Origin of the sequence: Glycomyces sp. YM15 (assembly GCF_016918015.1) — a bacterium.
Classification (GTDB): Bacteria; Actinomycetota; Actinomycetes; order Mycobacteriales; family Micromonosporaceae; genus Glycomyces.
The window spans coordinates 290316-306812 of the sequence record NZ_JAERMK010000002.1 but is presented as its reverse complement, the minus strand read 5'-3'; the positions used below and the strand labels follow the sequence as shown (position 1 = coordinate 306812).

The following is a 16497-nucleotide window of genomic DNA, read 5'->3' as shown; positions in this document are numbered from 1 at the left end:
CACGCTGCCGACGACCTATCGTCCCGAGTGAAAACGCCCGGAACACCGCAACGAAAGGCAACACCATGACCGAGCAGAACGTCATCGCCGTCGTCGGCGCGACCGGAGCCCAGGGCGGCGGGCTCGCCCAGGCGATCCTGGACGACCCCGACTCCGGATTCACCGTGCGCGCCATCACCCGCAACGCCGGTTCCGAGAAGGCCCGTGCACTCGCGCGGCTCGGGGCCGAAGTGGTCGAGGCCGACCTCGACGACGAGGCGAGTCTCGCGAAGGCCTTCGACGGCGCGTACGGCGCGTTCCTGGTGACCAACTTCTGGGAGCACATGTCCCCCGACCGCGAGTACGAGCAGGCGGGGAACCTCGCACGGGCCGCGAAGCGCGCGGGCGTCGAGCACGCGATCTGGTCCACCCTCGAGGACACCCGCGACTCGGTCCCGCTCGACGACGACCGCATGCCGACGCTCCTCGACCGCTTCAAGGTGCCGCACTTCGACGTCAAGGGCGAGGCGAACACGCTGTTCGCCGAGGCCGGGGTCCCGACCACGTTCCTGCAGACGACGTTCTACTGGGAGGGCTTCATGGCCTACTTCCCCCCGAAGCGGCAGGAGGACGGCAGCCTGGTCCTGGCGCTGCCGATGGGCGAGGGCAAGCTCGCCGGGATCGCCGCCGAGGACATCGGCCGCACCGCGTTCGGGATCTTCAAGCGCGGCAAGGCACTCGTCGGCAAGACCATCAGCATCGCCGGCGAGCACCTGACCGGTGAGGAGTACGCCGCGGCGTTCAGCGAGGCACTGGGCGAGCCGGTCGCCTACTACCCCGTCCCGTTCGACGGCTTCCGCGCCGCCGGGTTCCCGGCCGCCGAGGAGATGGGCAACATGTTCCAGTACTACGCCGAGTTCGACGAGGAGTTCACCGGCCGCCGCGACCTCGCCGCCGTGCGGGCGCTGAACCCGCGGCTCAAGACCTTCCGGGAATGGCTGGCCGCGAACAAGGACGCCTTCGCGGGAGCCTGATCGGCAGCAGTGGAGCAGCGGGACCGCCCCCTTGGGACGGTCCCTCTCCGCGTCTCGGTGCCCGCCCGGGCTGCAACGCCGAAGGGCCGGGGACCACCGGTCCCTCGGCGGCGGACGGGCTAATGCCGCGCGCCGGCCGCAACGGCCCTGGTGGCGAAGGCCTCGATCGCGTTGACCACGGCTTCGAACCGCGGCGAGTGGAACACGTCGAAGCCGTGCTGGGCGCCCGGCAGCTCGGCGTAGACGACCGGCTGAGCGGAGATCCCGCGGAGACGTTCGGCGAAACGGCGGGCAGCGGCCGCCGGAGCCACGGTGTCGTTGCCGCCGTGGACGATCAGGAACGGCGGGGCGTCGGCATGAGCGTGGGTGAGCGGGTCGCCGTCCGGCCCGCCGTCGAAGTAGGGGCCGTAGTAGCCGCCCAGGCCCACCACCGCGGACACGGACGTGTCGACACCCTCGAAGCCCCGTTGGAAGCGCGCCTGCCCGGGCGTGAGCGCCGCCAGCGCCGACATGTGCGCCCCCGCAGAGGAACCGGAGAGGACGATCCGGTCCGGGTCCATGCCCCATTCGCGGCCGTTGGCGCGGACCCAGGCGACGACCCGTTTCGCGTCGTGGAGGTGGGCCTCGAAGCCCGCCGCGTGCCCCAGTCGGTAGTTGGCGCTGATGCACACCCAGCCCTGCGCGGCGAGGCGGTGGAGTAGCGGCAGTGCCTGGGAGTTCTTGTGCCCGGTCGTGTAGTAGCCGCCGTGGAGGTGGATGAGGACCGGCGCGTGGGCGGGTGGGGAGCGGTGCCGGTAGAGGTCGAGGAGGTTGCGTCTGCCGTGCGGTCCGTAGGCGAGGTTCGGGATCCGTTCGACGGTGCGGGGCCGGAGGGGGAAGGGCAGCAGGAGGATGCGGGTCCACGGCAGGCGGTGTGCGATGGGGAGGTCGCCCATGGTGCGCGTGAGGGTCGGCCGGGCGCGGAGGCTGCGCCGTATGGTCAGGGTCAGGCAGGCTCCCGCGAGGACGGCGGCGGTGATCGTCGCGGGTGATTCGAGGTCGCCTTGGGCGAGTGCGAGTGCGGTGCCGGCGGCGAAGGCGGCCGTTGCGAGGAATGGCAGTTCGAGGACGGCGATGCCGGCGAGGAAGACTGCGGTTCCGGGGGCGATCGGCATGCGCGGCAGTCGGATCGCGGGGAGCGCGAGGAGGAGCAGGCCGGTGAGGTAGCCCCAGGGGAGGTTCATCGCCGCACCAGCCCGGCGATGAGGATGCCGCCGGTGGTGACGTGCATGCCGATGAGGACGAGCATCGCGGCGGTGGTGGCGGCGGCGAGGGGGCCGGTGAGGGAGCAGGCGAGTACGGCTGCGGCGGTGATCGACCAGATCAGAGCGGCTCGGGCCGTGAGTTGCTCGAGGAGTGCGAGGAGCCCCCAGGCGGCGAAGCCGGCGGTGAGGCTCGCGAGGGCGATGAGGGTCGGTCCGATGGTGAGCGGGGTGCCGGCCTGGTCGACGGTGAGGTCGACGCCGGCGAGCGGGGCGGCCGCGGCCCAGAGGAGGAGGGGTGCCGCGGCGGCGGTGGTGACGGTGAGGAGTCGGCGGGTGCGCTGGTGCATGTGACCAGTGTCGTGGGGGTCGTGGGGTGTCCGCATCGGTCGGGGGGCCGCGGTGTCTCCTGCCGGGGAAGGGGTCGTCTCCTACTTTCGGAGGTGACGGGTCCGGTCCGTTCGCGGCTAGCATGAGCTCGTGAGCGAGTGCCGGAGTCCCCGCCCCGTCGACGCGGCCGTGCTGGTCGGCGGTGTGGCGCTCATGACGGCGTTGGCGTTGTGGTCGCGTATCGAGTTGCGGCCCTTGGAGGTCGCCGTCGCGGTGCTGAGTGTGGGGGCGGCGGTCGTGCAGGTGCGGCGGCCCGTCGCGGGGGCCTTCGCGGCCACGGTGCTGGCGGTGCTGTCGCCGGTCGCGACGCCGGCGGCCACGATCGGTGCGCTGCAGGCGGCGTGGCGCGGGCGGTTCCGGACGGCCGCGGCCGTGGCGGCCGCCGGGGTCCTGGCGCATCTCCTGCAGTGGCGGTGGTATCCGATACCGGCGCTCGAGTTCGGGTGGTGGGCACTGTTCTGCGTGGTCTCGTACGGCGCGCTGCTCGGCTGGGGCGCCCTGGCCAGCGCCCGCCGCAGGCTCCTCGTCTCCTTGCGTGAGCGGGCGGAGCGGGCCGAGGCCGAGCAGGGGCGGCGGGTGGCGGAGGCCCGTGCGGCGGAGCGCCGTGCCCTGGCCCGCGATATGCACGACGTGCTCGCGAATCGCCTTTCGCTGGTCGCGACGCATGCGGGGGCGCTCGAGTTCCGCCCGGACGCCCCGCCCGAGAAGGTCGCCATGGCGGCGGGGGTGGTGCGGGTCGGCGTGCATCAGGCGTTGGAGGAGCTGCGGCAGGTGGTCGGCCTGCTCAGGGAGGACGATGCGGCCGGGGCGGGTGGCCCGGTGGCCGTGGCCGATCTGGAGCGGCTGGTCGAGGAGTCGCGGGCGGCTGGGCAGTCGGTGTCGGTGCGGGGCGGTCTTCCCGTCGAGGTCTTGCCGCCTTCGGTCGGTCGCACCGCGTTCCGGGTGCTTCAAGAGGGGCTGACGAACGCCCGCAAGCATGCCGTCGGGCTCCCTGTCGACCTGGTGTTGCGCGGCGGGCCGGGCGCTGAGCTCACGGTCGAGCTTTCCAATCCGCTTCCCTCGCAGGGCGATGCGCCGGTCGTGCCCGGTGGCGGTCTGGGTCTGGTCGGCCTCACGGAGCGGGTCCGTCTGGCGGGCGGGCGGCTCGATCACGAGCGCGGCGAGGGGCGTTTCCTGCTGCGGGCGCGGCTACCATGGCCGATGTGATCCGAGTGCTCCTGGTCGACGACGACGCGCTGGTCCGGGCCGGGTTGTCGATGATGCTCGACGGGACTGGCGGCATCGTCGTGGTCGGCGAGGCGGGGGACGGCCGGGAGGCGGTCACGGCCGTCGACGCCCACGCTCCCGACGTCGTCCTCATGGATCTGCAGATGCCGTACGTCGACGGGATCGCGGCCACGCGGAGGCTCCGCGCCCGGGCCGACCCGCCTGAGGTCATCGTGTTGACGACGTTCGACTCCGACGAGAACATCGTCCACGCCCTCCGTGCCGGGGCGGGCGGTTTCCTCCTCAAGGACACCCCGCCCGGTCAGATCGCCGACGCGGTCGCCCGTGTGGCCGCTGGGGACCCGATGCTCTCCCCGGGTGTGATGCGGCGGCTCATGGATCGCACCGTCGCTCAGACCGGCGCCTATGAGCGGGCCCGTGCGGTGCTCGCCGCGCTCACGCCTCGCGAGCGCGATGTCGCGGTCGCGATCGCCGACGGCCGCGCCAACGCGGAGATCGCCGGTGCGCTCTTCATGAGCGTCACCACGGTCAAGTCGCATGTCTCGAGCATCCTCACCAAGCTCGGGCTCGACAACCGCACCCAGATCGCGCTCCTGGTGCACGACGCCGACCTGGTCTGAAGCGGCTCGTGCGCGCGGCGCGCACGTAGGATGGGCTGATGCCCGAACGCGAGCAACCTGCTCCTGCAACGAAGTCGCAACACGATTCCCCGAGCGGTGCGCAGTTCGCCACCGCCGCGAGCGTGTTCGCCCTGCTCGCCGATCCCACCCGCCTGCATGTGCTGTGGGCGCTCGCCCAGGGCGAGTCGGACGTGACGGGCTTGGCCGAGCGCACCGGGGCCGCCCGGACCGCCGTGAGCCAGCACCTCGCGAAACTGCGGCTCGCCGGGCTCGTCCAGCCGCGCCGCGAGGGCCGCCGTGCGGTCTACAGCCTCACTGACGGCCACTTGCGCCGGCTCGTCGTCGAAGCCCTCAGCCGTGCCGACCACCAGGTCACGGGCGAGCCGTGGCACGCATAGCCATCACATTAGACGCGTGCGCAGGTGCGCACATATATGCTACGGTCGGGTCCTCATCTGTCCCGGACCGAGGAACCGCCGTGCTCGCCGTCCTGCGCCACCGCACCTACCGCCACCTGTTCGCGGCCCAGGCCGTCGCCCTCACCGGCACCGGACTCGCGACGGTGGCGCTCGGGCTCCTCGCCTACGACCTGGCCGGCGCCGACGCGGGCGCCGTGCTCGGCACCGCGCTCGCCCTGAAGATGCTGGCCTACCTGCTCATCGGCCCGATCGCCACGGCCCTCGCCGAGCGGTGCTCGCGCCGCACACTCATGTGCGCGATGGACCTCGCGAGGGCCGCGGCCGCCCTGGCGCTGCCGTTCGTGACCGAGGTCTGGCAGATCTACGTGCTCATCCTGGTCCTCCAGGCCGCCTCGGCCGCCTTCACCCCCACGTTCCAGGCGACCCTCCCCGAGATCCTCGACCGCGAAGAGGACTACACGCGGGCCCTGTCGCTCTCGCGCCTCGCCTACGACCTCGAGGCCCTCTCCAGCCCCCTGCTCGCCGCCGCGCTCCTGACCGCCGTGGGATACCAGTGGCTGTTCACCGGCACCGCCGCCGGATTCCTCGCCTCCGCGGTCCTCGTCGTCTCCGTGGCCATCCCGAAGCCGCGGACCGAGCCGTCGGGGGGCCGATGGGCCCGGACCACCCGCGGCTTCAAGCTGTACGCGGCCACACCCCGCCTGCGGGCCCTGCTGTGCATGCACCTGGCCGTCGCCGCCGCGACCGCGATGGTCGTCGTCAACACCGTCGTGCTCGTCCAGGGCGTCCTCGGCCGCACCGCCGGAGACGTGGCGATCGCCCTGGGCGCCTATGGCATCGGCTCGATCCTCGTCACGCTCGCGACCCCGCGGCTGCTGCGCCGCCGGAGCGACCGCCAGGTCATGGCCGCCGCCGCGTTCACCCTCGCCGCGGGCCTCACCGCAATCGCCGCCGCACTCGCGACAGGCGCGTTCGACTGGACCTGGCTCCTCGCGGCCTGGACCGCCCTCGGCGCGGCCACCGCCGCGATCCTCACCCCCACCGGACGCCTCGTCACCGCCTCCGCCGCCGCAGGAGACCGGCCCGCGGCCTTCGCCGCCCAGTTCTCCCTCTCCCACGGCTGGTTCCTCATCGCCTACCCGCTCGCAGGGTGGCTCGCCGCGTCCGACATGGCCATCGCCGCAGCCGTGCTCGCGGCCGTCGCCGCGGCCGCCGCCGCCACCGGCCTGGCCGCGTGGCCCGCCCGCGACCCCGTCGCGTTCCTCCGCGGCACCGAACGGTCCGAACCCGCGCATGGCAGCAGCGGCACCGGCCCGAAGGCCGAAGCCGGCACCTACGTCGCACAACCTTGAGCCCCAACGGCACCGGCCCTCCCCGTCGGCGAGGACCGGGAAATTCGTGGTCGCCGACGACGGGAAGCAGGGTTCCCCTTGTCGAACCCACACCAATACTTTGTCAAGTAAAGAAACTAACCTCAGCCCGCGAGTCGGGCCGGATACGCCTCCTGTGCCATGTGAACGATCGCAGTCGACGATCACCACCGCTATGGCGGCGCCCGGCCGCCGTGAAGGCGCTTTCTTAGTTTGCTTGATTGACAAAGTCGATCGCGGGCTGTACCGTACTCCGCGTCAGGTCAGGAATCTACATACCTCGATACATCGGTACTTCTCGACCTTCGCGGAACTGCTCGGCGCCATGAGCGCCCAAGCGGTCCAAGGCTGCGCGGTCGACCACGACGTCGCCGGCCGACGGCAGGCGGCCTCGCCGGCAACGTCAAGGTGACCAACCTCTGCGTGCCGATCGACCGATGGGACCTCGAATGGACTTCCGGGACGCGGCACGGTGCCCTGCACGGTCACCGAGACCGGCACGACCGTGACCGGCGCCGCCTCCTAGGCGACACCCGACCGAACGGCGCGGGGTTCCCATCGAGCCCCGCGCCGCTTCGCGACCCCATATCCCATATCCCATATCCCAATCCAAAGGAGAAAAACGTGCAACGACGCACCTTCACCGCCCTCGGCGCAGCCACCGCCGCAGCCGCAGCCGTGGCGGGCGCCCTGCCCGCCCCGGCCTTCGCCCAGCAGCAGGCCGCCGACACCTACATCTGGAAGAACGTCGTCGTCAACGGCGGAGGCTTCGTGCCCGGCATCGTCTTCAACGAGACCGAGCCGAACCTCATCTACGCCCGCACCGACATCGGCGGCTGCTACCGCTGGCAGGAGGCCACGCGGACCTGGAAGCCCCTCCTCGACTGGATCGGCCGCGACAAATGGGGCTGGTCCGGTGTCGTCTCCATGGCCACCGACCCGGTCGACCCGAACCGCGTCTACGCCGCCGTCGGCACCTACACCACCGACTGGGACCCCGACAACGGCGCGGTCCTCTACTCCGACAACCGCGGCGAGACCTGGGGCATCGCCGAGCTGCCGTTCAAGCAGGGCGGCAACATGCCCGGCCGCGGCATGGGCGAACGCCTCGCCGTCCACCCCGGGAAGAACTACGAGCTGTACCTGGGCACGCCCAGCGGGAACGGCCTGTGGCGCTCGCACAACTTCGGCCGCAGCTGGTCCAAGGTCGGGAACTTCCCCAACCCCGGCAACTTCGTCATCGACCCCTCGAACCCCTACTCCGCCGACAACCAAGGCGTGCTCTGGATCGAGTTCGACCAGATCGGCGGCGACATCTATGTGGGCGTCGCCGACCCGGACGACCCGCTCTACGTCTCGAGGGACGGCGGCGCGACCTGGCAGCCCGTCCCCGGAGCCGCCGCAGCGCTCGGCAACGTCGACGGCAACCGCACCATCCCCAAGCAGGCCGCGGTCGACAACACCAACGGCTACCTGTACGTCATCACCAGCTATGACCCCGGCCCCTACAACGGCGGGCCCTCCTCCGGCCGGGGCGGCAGGATCCAGCGGCTTTCGACGCTGACCGGCGCCTGGACCGACGTCACTCCGCCCTACAACCCCGGGCGCCCGATCCCCGGCTTCGGCGGGATCACCGTCGACCGCCAGAACCCCAGCACCCTCATGGCGTCCACATGCAACAACTGGGGCCCCGACGAGATCCTCTTCCGCTCCACCGACTCCGGCGCGACCTGGTCGCTCAGCTGGGACCTCGTCAGTGAGGACGTACGCACCGACCGGTTCGTCATGGACAACACCGGCAGCCCGTGGCTGTCCTGGAACGGCCAGGACGACGGGACCACGTACGCGGTCAAGCACGGCTGGATGATCGAGGCGCTCGCGATCGACCCGCACGACTCCGACCGGATCATGTGGGGCACCGGCGCCACCATCTGGGGCACCGACGAGCTGACACGGTGGGACAGCCAAGGCGAACTGGTCGTCCAGAACGCGGCCGGTGAGCGCGTGGCCCGGCCGATCCAGAAGTTCACCGTCGGCGTCCGCGCCGAAGGCGTCGAGGAGACCGCGGTCCTGGACATCGCGGCGCTCGGGGGGACGCTCGTCTCCGCGTTCGGCGACATCGGCGGGTTCGTCCACACCGACCTCGACCGGGCCGAGCCGATGACCCGCTCCGACTGGTCCACCGGCACCAGCGTCGACTTCGCCCATTGGAACCCGAACGTCATCGTCGGCACGGGCAACCCCCACGACAACGGGGTCGGCCATGTCGGCGTCTCGACCGACGGCGGCAGTACCTGGCGGACCGCTTCGCCGCTCGCCGGTGTGCCGGGTGGCGGCCACGCCGGCGTCGTCGCGATCGCCGCCAACGCGTCCGTGATCCTGTGGTCGCCGAGTGACACCACTGTCACGCCGGTCCGCAGCACCGACCTGGGCGTGACCTGGAGTCCCGTCCAGGGACTCCCGGCGGGCGCGCTGATCCGCGGCGACCGGGTCGACTCGCCGATCATGTACGCCTACTCCGGCGGCAGGTTCTACCGCAGCACCAACGGGGGCGCGACGTTCGCCGACACCGGGGCGTCCGGCCTGCCGATCGGCGCCGTCGACGACTTCCGGGTCGTCCCCGGCCGCTGGGGCGACGTCTGGCTCGCCGGACGCGGCGACGAGGAGGAGGGCATCGGCGGAGGCATGTGGCACTCCCAGAACGGCGGCTTCACCTGGACGCGCATCAGCGCGATCGACACGGCGCTGTCGGTCGGCTTCGGCAGGGCCGCCGACGGATCCGGTTACCCGGCGGTCTACACCTCGGCGGAGATCGGCGGCAAGGCCGCCATCTACCGCTCGACGGACGCCGGCGGCAGCTGGCAGCGCATCAACGACGACGCCCACCAGTGGGCCTTCGCAGGGTCCGCCATCACCGGCGACCCCGAGATCTATGGCCGCGTCTACCTCACGACGAACGGCCGCGGACTGATCTACGGCGACATCGCCTAAGCCCGGTTCCAACGGCCCGAGGTGCCCGGCGTCGTCCGGGCGCCTCAGGCCGCAGCAGTCTCATCAAAGGAAGAAAGCAATGTCTACAGTCATCCGATTGCGCCGCGGCGCGGCGGCGGTCTTCGCGATCGCGCTCGTCGCAGCCTCAGCGCTGATGGTCTTCATGGCCCCCAAGGCCGCGCACGCCGCACAACTCCAGCAGATCACGAACTTCGGGGACAACCCCGGCAACCTCGAGATGTACCTGTACGTGCCGGACAACGTGGCCACGAACCCGGCGATCGTGGTCGCCAACCACTATTGCACCGGCTCCGGCCCGGTCTACCACAGCGGCACCCAGTTCGACGAACTGGCGGAGCAGTACGGCTACATCATCGTCTACCCGTCGGTGACCCGCGAGAGCAAGTGCTTCGACGTCGCCTCGCAGGCCTCGCTCTCGGGCACCGGCGGCGACTCCGTCAGCATCAAGTCGATGGTCGACTATGTACTCGCGAACCACGGAGCCGACCAGAACCGGATCTTCGCGACCGGCACCTCCTCCGGTGCGATGATGACCAACGTCCTCCTCGGCGTCTACCCGGAGATCTTCAAGGCCGGGTCGGCCTACGCGGGCGTGCCCTTCACCTGCTTCGCCACCACCAACGGCTCGGAGTGGAACAGCGAGTGCGCGACCGGGAACATCGACCGCACCCCGCAGGAATGGGGCGACGCCGTGCGAAGCGCCAACCCCGGCTACAACGGCCCTTGGCCGCGCATGCAGATCTGGCACGGCACCGAGGACGACGCGCTGTTCTACCCGAACTTCGGGGAGCAGATCGACCAGTGGACGAACGTCAACGGCACCGACCAGACCGCCGACTACACCGACACCCCGGAGCCGAACTGGACCCGCGCCCGCTACGGCGGCACCGGCGGCCAGGCTCCCGTCGAGGCGATCAGCATGGCGGGCGTCGACCACGGCCTGCCGCACCGTGCCGCCGAGACGCTCCGCTTCTTCGGCTTGACCTCGACGGCCACCGGCGGCCAGATCGCCGGAGTGGCCTCGGGCCGGTGCCTGGACGTGCCCGGCTCGAGCTCGGCCAACGGGACCCAGCTCCAGCTGTGGGACTGCAACGGCGGCTCCAACCAGCAGTTCACCCGCACCCCCGCCGGTGAGCTCAAGGTCGGCGGCAAGTGTCTCGACGCCCATGGCTGGGGCACCGCCGAGGGCACCCAAGTGGTCATCTGGGACTGCACCGGCGGCAGCAACCAGCGCTGGACCCTGAACTCGAACGGATCGATCTCCAACGACTTCAACGGGCTCTGCCTGGATGCGATGGGCGGTACCGGCGCCAACGGCACCGAGATCATCCTCTGGTCCTGTCACGGCGGCACCAACCAGCAGTGGACTACCCTCCTCTAGCCGCAACATCGTATGACGCCCGCGACCTGGATGACGAGGTCGCGGGCGCATGCGACTGCGCGAGTGAAACGCATCGCGGAACTGGTCGATGCCCGGAGGGGGCGGCACGGCGCATAGGTGACAAGAATCTAGCCCCTGACCTGGGGATATGCCGACCAATCGGTAGCAGATCGAGTAGCAGAAAGGCCACAAGGGATAACCTTGTGGCCTCTTTTGCCTGGTAGATGTGGTGGAGCTTGCATCGGCCTACTTGAACCCATCACCCCAGCTCAACACCCACGCAAACCAGCTCCCCGACCTGCTCACCCGGCCCGCCCCGATTCCTGACCCCGCAATCCCACCCCAAGGCACCGCCAAAGCCTGGGCGTTGAGTCGCCGCCTGTCCGACGAAGTCAGGAATGCCATCGTGACCGCGTGCCAAGAGGGCGTCCACCAACAAGTCCTCGCAGACCACTACGGGATCAGTCTCTCCAGCATCAAGCGCCTCGTTCGGAAGACGAGGGTAAGCGAGATGAAAACCGAAGCATAGTCAGCGAATACTTCCTGTGGAATTGTCAAGCACTGATAGGAGCGATTCATCGTCCTTTGGCGATTGCCAGGACCGTCCCAAAAGTCGCATAGCCGTCAAACCCGCCGTGCTTCTCAACGTAGAGCTTGCCCTGGCCGTCGTTCCCCGTAGCCCGCGGCGGGATGTGTTCCTCGGTGATCTGCTTATCCTCGCCGTTGTGGCGGCACCACCCCATGCGCTCAATGGTAATCGGAATTAGGTCGGTATCCGCACGCGTAGGCCGTCTCGGTCAGTCTGTGTGGGCCGGGAGGGTCCAGTCTTCTTGGGTGTAGGGATCGAGGCCCTCTTCGATGAACTGTGCCCAGCGAATGACGAGGTTGCGGAACACTCGGGCGCTCTGGCCGATGAGGCGCACGACGTCATTCTGCGTGACGGCAAGGCTGAGCGGCAACGGTTCGGAAACGTGCACCAAGCCTTCAACGCCTTCGAACTTTCTTGAGGGGTCGCCGTTTCGATGGATCGTCGGAATCCTGATGAGCCTCACCGAATCGCCTTCGATCAGGGTGTAGTGGGAGAGGAAAAGGAAGATATCGGCGTTTTCACGTTCTGGATCAGATTTCCAGGACAGGCTCATCATGGCGTGCGAGTTGTCATCGAGGCTGTGCTGGTCCGCCTCGGGACCAGGAATGAAGTCGATGTGGTAGAGCATCGCAGCAAGGGAATCTCCGCCGCTAGTCAGGCTCGCCTCGACCTCCCGTTTGGCCGCATCGTTAAAGAATCCAAGGTCTTCGCCGATGATTCTGTGCATCTCCGGAAACATTAGCAACTGAAGCTCGCGAACAGCCTTGTGGCGCCACGCAACCCGCTCTCGCTCGGCGATGCGGGCTGCGGCGCCAGCCTTCAACGCGATGCGGTGCGCCGTCGAGATCGCCGCAGTGAACGAGGGCCGTTCTTCACCTGCATCGGCGCGCGTCCGGCCATCATATTCCTGAAGCACCTCGGCAAGCTGCCGTCGCACAGGCCCCCAGTCCACAAGCCTGCTCCGCGGGTCACGAACCAGGAGTCGCTCGAACAGGGCATGAAGCCCGGAGAGGCGGTCATCGCGAAGGAGAATCTCGAGCCGATATTCGGGAAGGAGGACCTCTTCACCGTCAGTCGGATATTGTCCGGCAACTACGGCCCACGCCAGCTTCCCCCAGGAATAGAAATCCGCAGGCCGCTGATCGAGGAGCTCGGAGAATCCCGACCGGTTCTCGGGCGCGGTGTACAGCCTCGGACCAACCGCCTCATTGACACCCGTCAGTCGTTCGTCCTCCAGCGACAGGCACAAGCCGAAATCGGTAACTAGAATGCCGATCCCGTTCAGCAGGATGTTCCCCGGTTTAATATCCCGATGAGCGATGCCATGCTCATGGATCATGGAGAGGGCGCGCGCAACCGCATCCACGATCTCGATGCGCTCCTGGGTCGTTCGCTGTGAGCGGTCTCCCTCCACCAGCGAGTCAAGGGAACCCTCGTCGTACCAGGGCATGACGTACCAGGGCTTTGGGTCATCGAGACGGTGATCGATGACCGGAGGCACCGGGACTTCAAGCGCCGCGAGTTCGTTCATGCTGGTGAACTCGCGCTCGAAGCGGTCCATCCGCTTCGGGTTCTTCCAGCGTTTGAGCGCATAAACCTTCGGATCATCGCGACGCTGCACCCGGAAGACAAAAGCCTGACCCGATTCGATAGGCCTTGAATCTGGAACCAGTTTCCAGGGGGAAGGCATGCTGCCCATGGCTGCTCCTTGGCGATGTGTTCATGGAGCCGTACACCGGCTCCTCAATGCGAGTTGAGGTGGCGACTGCAGTCCGCGCCGAGTACGAGTCCGGCTGCGTAAGTCTGTGCCCTGCTAAGAGTACTTGTGCGCCATGACGATGAGCCGCACGATTTTCGCGCCCACGATTGCACTTCACCGACAACCATCAGAACCGGGCCAATCCGGCATGAAACGGCTTATTGCATATGTGTGGAGCGGTCCCGCAGCTCTCAGGTAATTAAGTCCAATAGATTTTGAATCTCTCTGAAAAGACCGAGGGAATTGCGCCTCCGAGTCAGCTTATTGAAATTCTCCTTCGACAGATGATCCCGCAATACATTCCATTCAGTTTCAATCTTTTGGGTCATTTCCCGCATCCGACTGCGCCCCTCATTCAATTCCCATTCGGCGCGATTCAGCAGTTTGTCAAAGCTCCTGAGCTGTATCACTCCAAATGACTGAGAGCGATTTAGGTTCAGACCCGTTCCGATTGTCGGCATATACAGAACCGTGGGGACCACATCGTAAAGTGGACTAAGGATTGGGATACGACCATCCGGATACACGACGGACCAGTTCTTCAAATGGGCGTCACCGTTACCAATCAAGATATTGAGAATGATACGATCGAGAACAAGGCCAACCGATTCACGACCACACAGACCTCCGATGACGGATGCCACTGTCTCAAAATTGGCACGGCGATACTTGTGAAACTCGTTGCCAGTTGGAATATCCAGGATCTGGGCAAGCTCTTCTGCATGCACTCGTCCCCCGTTTTCCAGACGGTCATATCGTTTTACCGCAAATGAATCCCCCGGTATATCACTTACGACCTTTGGCAGTCCGGGTATATTAGATGCCTTTATCATCATTGTCTCAGGAACTTCGATGCCAACTCGTCTAGCAAGTTCCATTGCGCCAAGCTCCGCTTCTGGAACTCCGTCGAATCCTGCACGCCCGTCGGGGAGCTTCACAATCCAGTTTCCAGCTTCTCCACGCGCCGAAATGGTAAGGCCAGTTTTCCCAGCTCGTACGACGGAAAATTTCAGCTGTGCGCCTGCAAGACTAAATTTGAGATAGGGGTTGTCGGAGTCATCAGTTTCATGCTCTTCAGAGACTTCTGGCGGCTCACTCAAATTGGCTGACTCATCAAACTGAACTCGAACTGCACCGTGAAGGTCATCTCTTCCGATGCGAGCAAGCAAGAAGAACTCGCGCTTACTGTCGACTCCAGCAGCCCTAGCAACCGCGGAACGGAGCATCCCCTCTGGCAACAATTGGGAGAACCAGTTGGGCAGCGACATTCTGGCACTTGGTCTCCAGCTTCGTCCTCGCTCTTCGAATATCTGGCCCAAGATTGGTCGCTGGGAAGTCTCCCAATAGCCCGCATCACTTTCGAACCATGTTATGTCATGAGAATGATTGAGATTCCCGACTTTGACCCATACCCCGTCAGGTTTCTGTATTTCTACACGCAAGGACCGTTGTGCAATGTGTCGAGTCTCCATCACGCACCCTCGATTTCTTCTAGTCCTCAACCAGCAGATTTGAAAGCGGCGGACGAATCAAGGCCCTCGCATCCACTCGAACCGAAACGTAATTCCGTATGACAGGCAATATCACGGAACTTCTAGCTTCAAGGAATTCATCAATGTTCCCAATTCTAAGAGCGTGCGCCGCCACGGAATCGATTCCATGACTCATAAGTATGTTGTCGTCTTCATTTCCATTTGGCCTCCGCATTTCGATGGGCCAGAATCCTCTGGAAGCTAGATTCGCACGTTTGGAGGGCACGAGTTCTGTAATTGCAGCGGACCCATTCTTGCCAAGCTCCGAGGCAATATCTACCGGGTTGCCTTCCCTGTCGAGTGGTGTCAGTGATGCGAGGGCGAGGAGACACAGTCTCCCTGCAGCAGAATTGGTCTTGAAAGGCTCAAGGGCGGGAACCGGTGGCTCATCGTCAGGTACCAGCTTGATGAGCGCAGATACGGCGTCAAACTCGTTGGGAATCAAGTCATTGCGCTTCTTTTTAGGGTTGACTGCCCGAATGGCTTGCCGCAATGCTGGAGTTTGCCCCGTTTGCCCAAATCCCAGTGCCCAGCCTCGCCACAGCCATTTAGAGAGAAGTTGTCTTGTCCAAGGATCAGGATCCGGGTGTAGATGAAAGAATACAGCCAGTACTGGAAGCGGCAATGAAGAAGGAGTCAGCAATAGATGCGGGACTCCCTCGGATCGAAGAAACGAGATCGCTCGCTCCAGAGCAACCTCCACGAGATCATACCATTCAGCTGGATCCTCACCAGCATCAAATTCATCACGAATATCTCGCTGGACGTCCCCGCCCCTTAGTGCAAGGAGACTCTGGACTACGCGATCTGCATCGATTTCTCCGAATCGCAGTCTTTTCAGACTCTCGACTACCGTTGCTGGGCTCCCAGGCTCTGATTCACTAGCAAAGAGCGCATGGAATGTTTCCGCGCGTCCGATTGGTTTTCCAGCAGAATTAACGCGGTCGAATACTTCTCGGAGCAAAGAATCGTCGTTGCCTTCAACTATATACGCCGGAACTTGGTAATCTCGTATTGCCCCTCCAAGTGCGTCAGCGACCGTAAGATCATCCTCCTCAAGATCCACTGATTTCTCGCGCAGCCAGGAAAGTAGTGTTCGAGTCTCAAGAGCCTCGCTTACAGGAATCCACCATGGCGGTACACCTTTGCCCTTTGAAACAAAATGCTTCCGACGAAGATCAAAGTAGATCTGAAACCGTTCATCTTGCGCCTTGAAATCCTTGTTAAGAACGCAAACAATTGAAGTAATTCGTTGCTGTCCATCAACCACCCAGAGGGCATCTGGCCGCGCATCGGCTTGAATCGATATCGGCCCGAGATTGACAGTTCCGGCCTCAGCGCGATTTCGCCAAAGGAGAAGATTGCCGATAGGAAACCCCCTCCAAATACTGTCGAATAGCTTCTTAACATCGCTCTGATCCCATGTGAATTTTCTTTGGAAGTTTGGAATCCTGAGATTTCCACTAGTCGCTTCAGCTACAAGCTCAGGAATACTCCAGGTGCTAGGCCTAGGTCGATTTATCAACTCACTTTTTGTATCCATGTAGTCACTCCATATACAGCCGGATATACTTTGATGTCTGACCCGGAGGTGCGAGTAACTCCAGGGATCTGTTGCGCCGAGTGCGGGCTCCGAACAACCCGATTCTGAATTCTACCGAACTCGAGGACCCTAGCTTAGGTCATGCTTGGTTTAGCGCCACTAGGATCCAGCGGTGACACGGGCGTATGCTTCAACGCTTCCACATCCTTCACCCACCTTCCTTCGGCGAACTATGGCGTAGGGGGAAGACTGTGCCTAGCGCGGTTGTGGCGACGATCGTTAGAGCGCCGTGCTGTGCTTCCAGCGCTAATTCTAGGGTTGTCAGGACAGCGAAGTCTGCTGGAGGCAGCCAGATTCCGAGTTGCTCGCCCTCTCCCTCGAGACTCGGAGGATCGGTGCGG

13 protein-coding genes are annotated in these 16497 nt (G+C 65.6%); 7 read left to right on the top strand and 6 right to left on the bottom strand.

The genetic code is table 11. The features are described from left to right. Positions 1-65: 65 nt before the first annotated feature. Positions 66-1013, top strand: a complete 948-nt coding sequence (locus JHY01_RS04040) for an NmrA/HSCARG family protein (RefSeq protein WP_205324308.1) — start codon at positions 66-68, stop codon at positions 1011-1013. Between the two features lie 119 nt (positions 1014-1132). On the opposite strand, the gene JHY01_RS04035 is transcribed toward JHY01_RS04040, so the two are convergent. Together JHY01_RS04035 and JHY01_RS04030 are read right to left on the bottom strand one after the other, a co-directional pair. Then, positions 1133-2236: an alpha/beta hydrolase gene (locus JHY01_RS04035; RefSeq protein ID WP_205324307.1), complete on the bottom strand. Its 1104-nt coding sequence runs from the start codon at positions 2234-2236 to the stop codon at positions 1133-1135. Next, positions 2233-2604 (bottom strand): DUF6069 family protein, encoded by a 372-nt coding sequence (locus JHY01_RS04030; RefSeq protein ID WP_205324306.1) that lies wholly within the window; start codon positions 2602-2604, stop codon positions 2233-2235. Before JHY01_RS04030 ends, JHY01_RS04035 begins: the two co-directional genes overlap by 4 nt. A 130-nt stretch (positions 2605-2734) precedes the next feature. Here JHY01_RS04030 and JHY01_RS27195 point away from each other — a divergent pair, with 130 nt between their 5' ends. From JHY01_RS27195 to JHY01_RS04000, 6 genes are all read left to right on the top strand, one after another. Beyond that, entirely contained in the window at positions 2735-3850 is a 1116-nt protein-coding gene (locus JHY01_RS27195; protein ID WP_205324305.1) for a sensor histidine kinase, read from the top strand. Continuing rightward, a complete protein-coding gene (locus JHY01_RS04020) occupies positions 3838-4491 on the top strand; it encodes a response regulator transcription factor (protein ID WP_205324304.1) in 654 nt (217 codons plus the stop codon). Before JHY01_RS27195 ends, JHY01_RS04020 begins: the two co-directional genes overlap by 13 nt. 38 nt (positions 4492-4529) lie before the next feature. Further along, positions 4530-4889 (top strand): metalloregulator ArsR/SmtB family transcription factor, encoded by a 360-nt coding sequence (locus tag JHY01_RS04015; RefSeq protein WP_205324303.1) that lies wholly within the window; start codon positions 4530-4532, stop codon positions 4887-4889. An 80-nt stretch (positions 4890-4969) separates the two neighbouring features. After that, a complete protein-coding gene (locus JHY01_RS04010) occupies positions 4970-6262 on the top strand; it encodes an MFS transporter (protein ID WP_205324302.1) in 1293 nt (430 codons plus the stop codon). Positions 6263-6904: 642 nt separating this feature from the next. Further along, positions 6905-9271: a glycoside hydrolase gene (locus JHY01_RS04005; protein ID WP_205324301.1), complete on the top strand. Its 2367-nt coding sequence runs from the start codon at positions 6905-6907 to the stop codon at positions 9269-9271. A gap of 79 nt (positions 9272-9350) precedes the next feature. Beyond that, the gene (locus tag JHY01_RS04000) at positions 9351-10673 is read left to right on the top strand and encodes a PHB depolymerase family esterase (protein WP_205324300.1); all 1323 of its coding nucleotides are present in this window, start codon (positions 9351-9353) and stop codon (positions 10671-10673) included. Positions 10674-11248: 575 nt separating this feature from the next. On the opposite strand, the gene JHY01_RS03995 is transcribed toward JHY01_RS04000, so the two are convergent. From JHY01_RS03995 to JHY01_RS03980, 4 genes are all read right to left on the bottom strand, one after another. Beyond that, on the bottom strand, positions 11249-11416 hold the full coding sequence (locus tag JHY01_RS03995) for a hypothetical protein (protein WP_205324299.1): 168 nt from the start codon (positions 11414-11416) through the stop codon (positions 11249-11251). A gap of 54 nt (positions 11417-11470) precedes the next feature. Next, the gene (locus tag JHY01_RS03990) at positions 11471-12961 is read right to left on the bottom strand and encodes a serine/threonine-protein kinase (protein WP_205324298.1); all 1491 of its coding nucleotides are present in this window, start codon (positions 12959-12961) and stop codon (positions 11471-11473) included. Positions 12962-13212: 251 nt separating this feature from the next. Then, positions 13213-14493, bottom strand: coding sequence for a type II toxin-antitoxin system HipA family toxin (locus JHY01_RS03985; protein WP_205324297.1), 1281 nt, complete (start codon positions 14491-14493; stop codon positions 13213-13215). 19 nt (positions 14494-14512) lie between these two features. Next, a complete protein-coding gene (locus JHY01_RS03980; RefSeq protein ID WP_205324296.1) occupies positions 14513-16096 on the bottom strand; it encodes a DUF262 domain-containing protein in 1584 nt (527 codons plus the stop codon). Positions 16097-16497 lie beyond the last annotated feature (401 nt).

Excerpts from the sequence above, each read along its gene's own strand:
- JHY01_RS04020 (WP_205324304.1), top strand. The coding sequence starts at position 3,838 with ATGGCCGATGTGATCCGAGTGCTCCTGGTCGACGACGACGCGCTGGTC.
- JHY01_RS04000 (WP_205324300.1), top strand. The coding sequence starts at position 9,351 with ATGTCTACAGTCATCCGATTGCGCCGCGGCGCGGCGGCGGTCTTCGCG.
- JHY01_RS04035 (WP_205324307.1), bottom strand. The coding sequence starts at position 2,236 with ATGAACCTCCCCTGGGGCTACCTCACCGGCCTGCTCCTCCTCGCGCTC.
- JHY01_RS03980 (WP_205324296.1), bottom strand. The coding sequence starts at position 16,096 with ATGGATACAAAAAGTGAGTTGATAAATCGACCTAGGCCTAGCACCTGG.
- JHY01_RS03990 (WP_205324298.1), bottom strand. The coding sequence starts at position 12,961 with ATGGGCAGCATGCCTTCCCCCTGGAAACTGGTTCCAGATTCAAGGCCT.
- JHY01_RS04040 (WP_205324308.1), top strand. The coding sequence starts at position 66 with ATGACCGAGCAGAACGTCATCGCCGTCGTCGGCGCGACCGGAGCCCAG.
- JHY01_RS04015 (WP_205324303.1), top strand. The coding sequence starts at position 4,530 with ATGCCCGAACGCGAGCAACCTGCTCCTGCAACGAAGTCGCAACACGAT.
- JHY01_RS03995 (WP_205324299.1), bottom strand. The coding sequence starts at position 11,416 with ATGGGGTGGTGCCGCCACAACGGCGAGGATAAGCAGATCACCGAGGAA.
- JHY01_RS03985 (WP_205324297.1), bottom strand. The coding sequence starts at position 14,493 with ATGGAGACTCGACACATTGCACAACGGTCCTTGCGTGTAGAAATACAG.
- JHY01_RS04030 (WP_205324306.1), bottom strand. The coding sequence starts at position 2,604 with ATGCACCAGCGCACCCGCCGACTCCTCACCGTCACCACCGCCGCCGCG.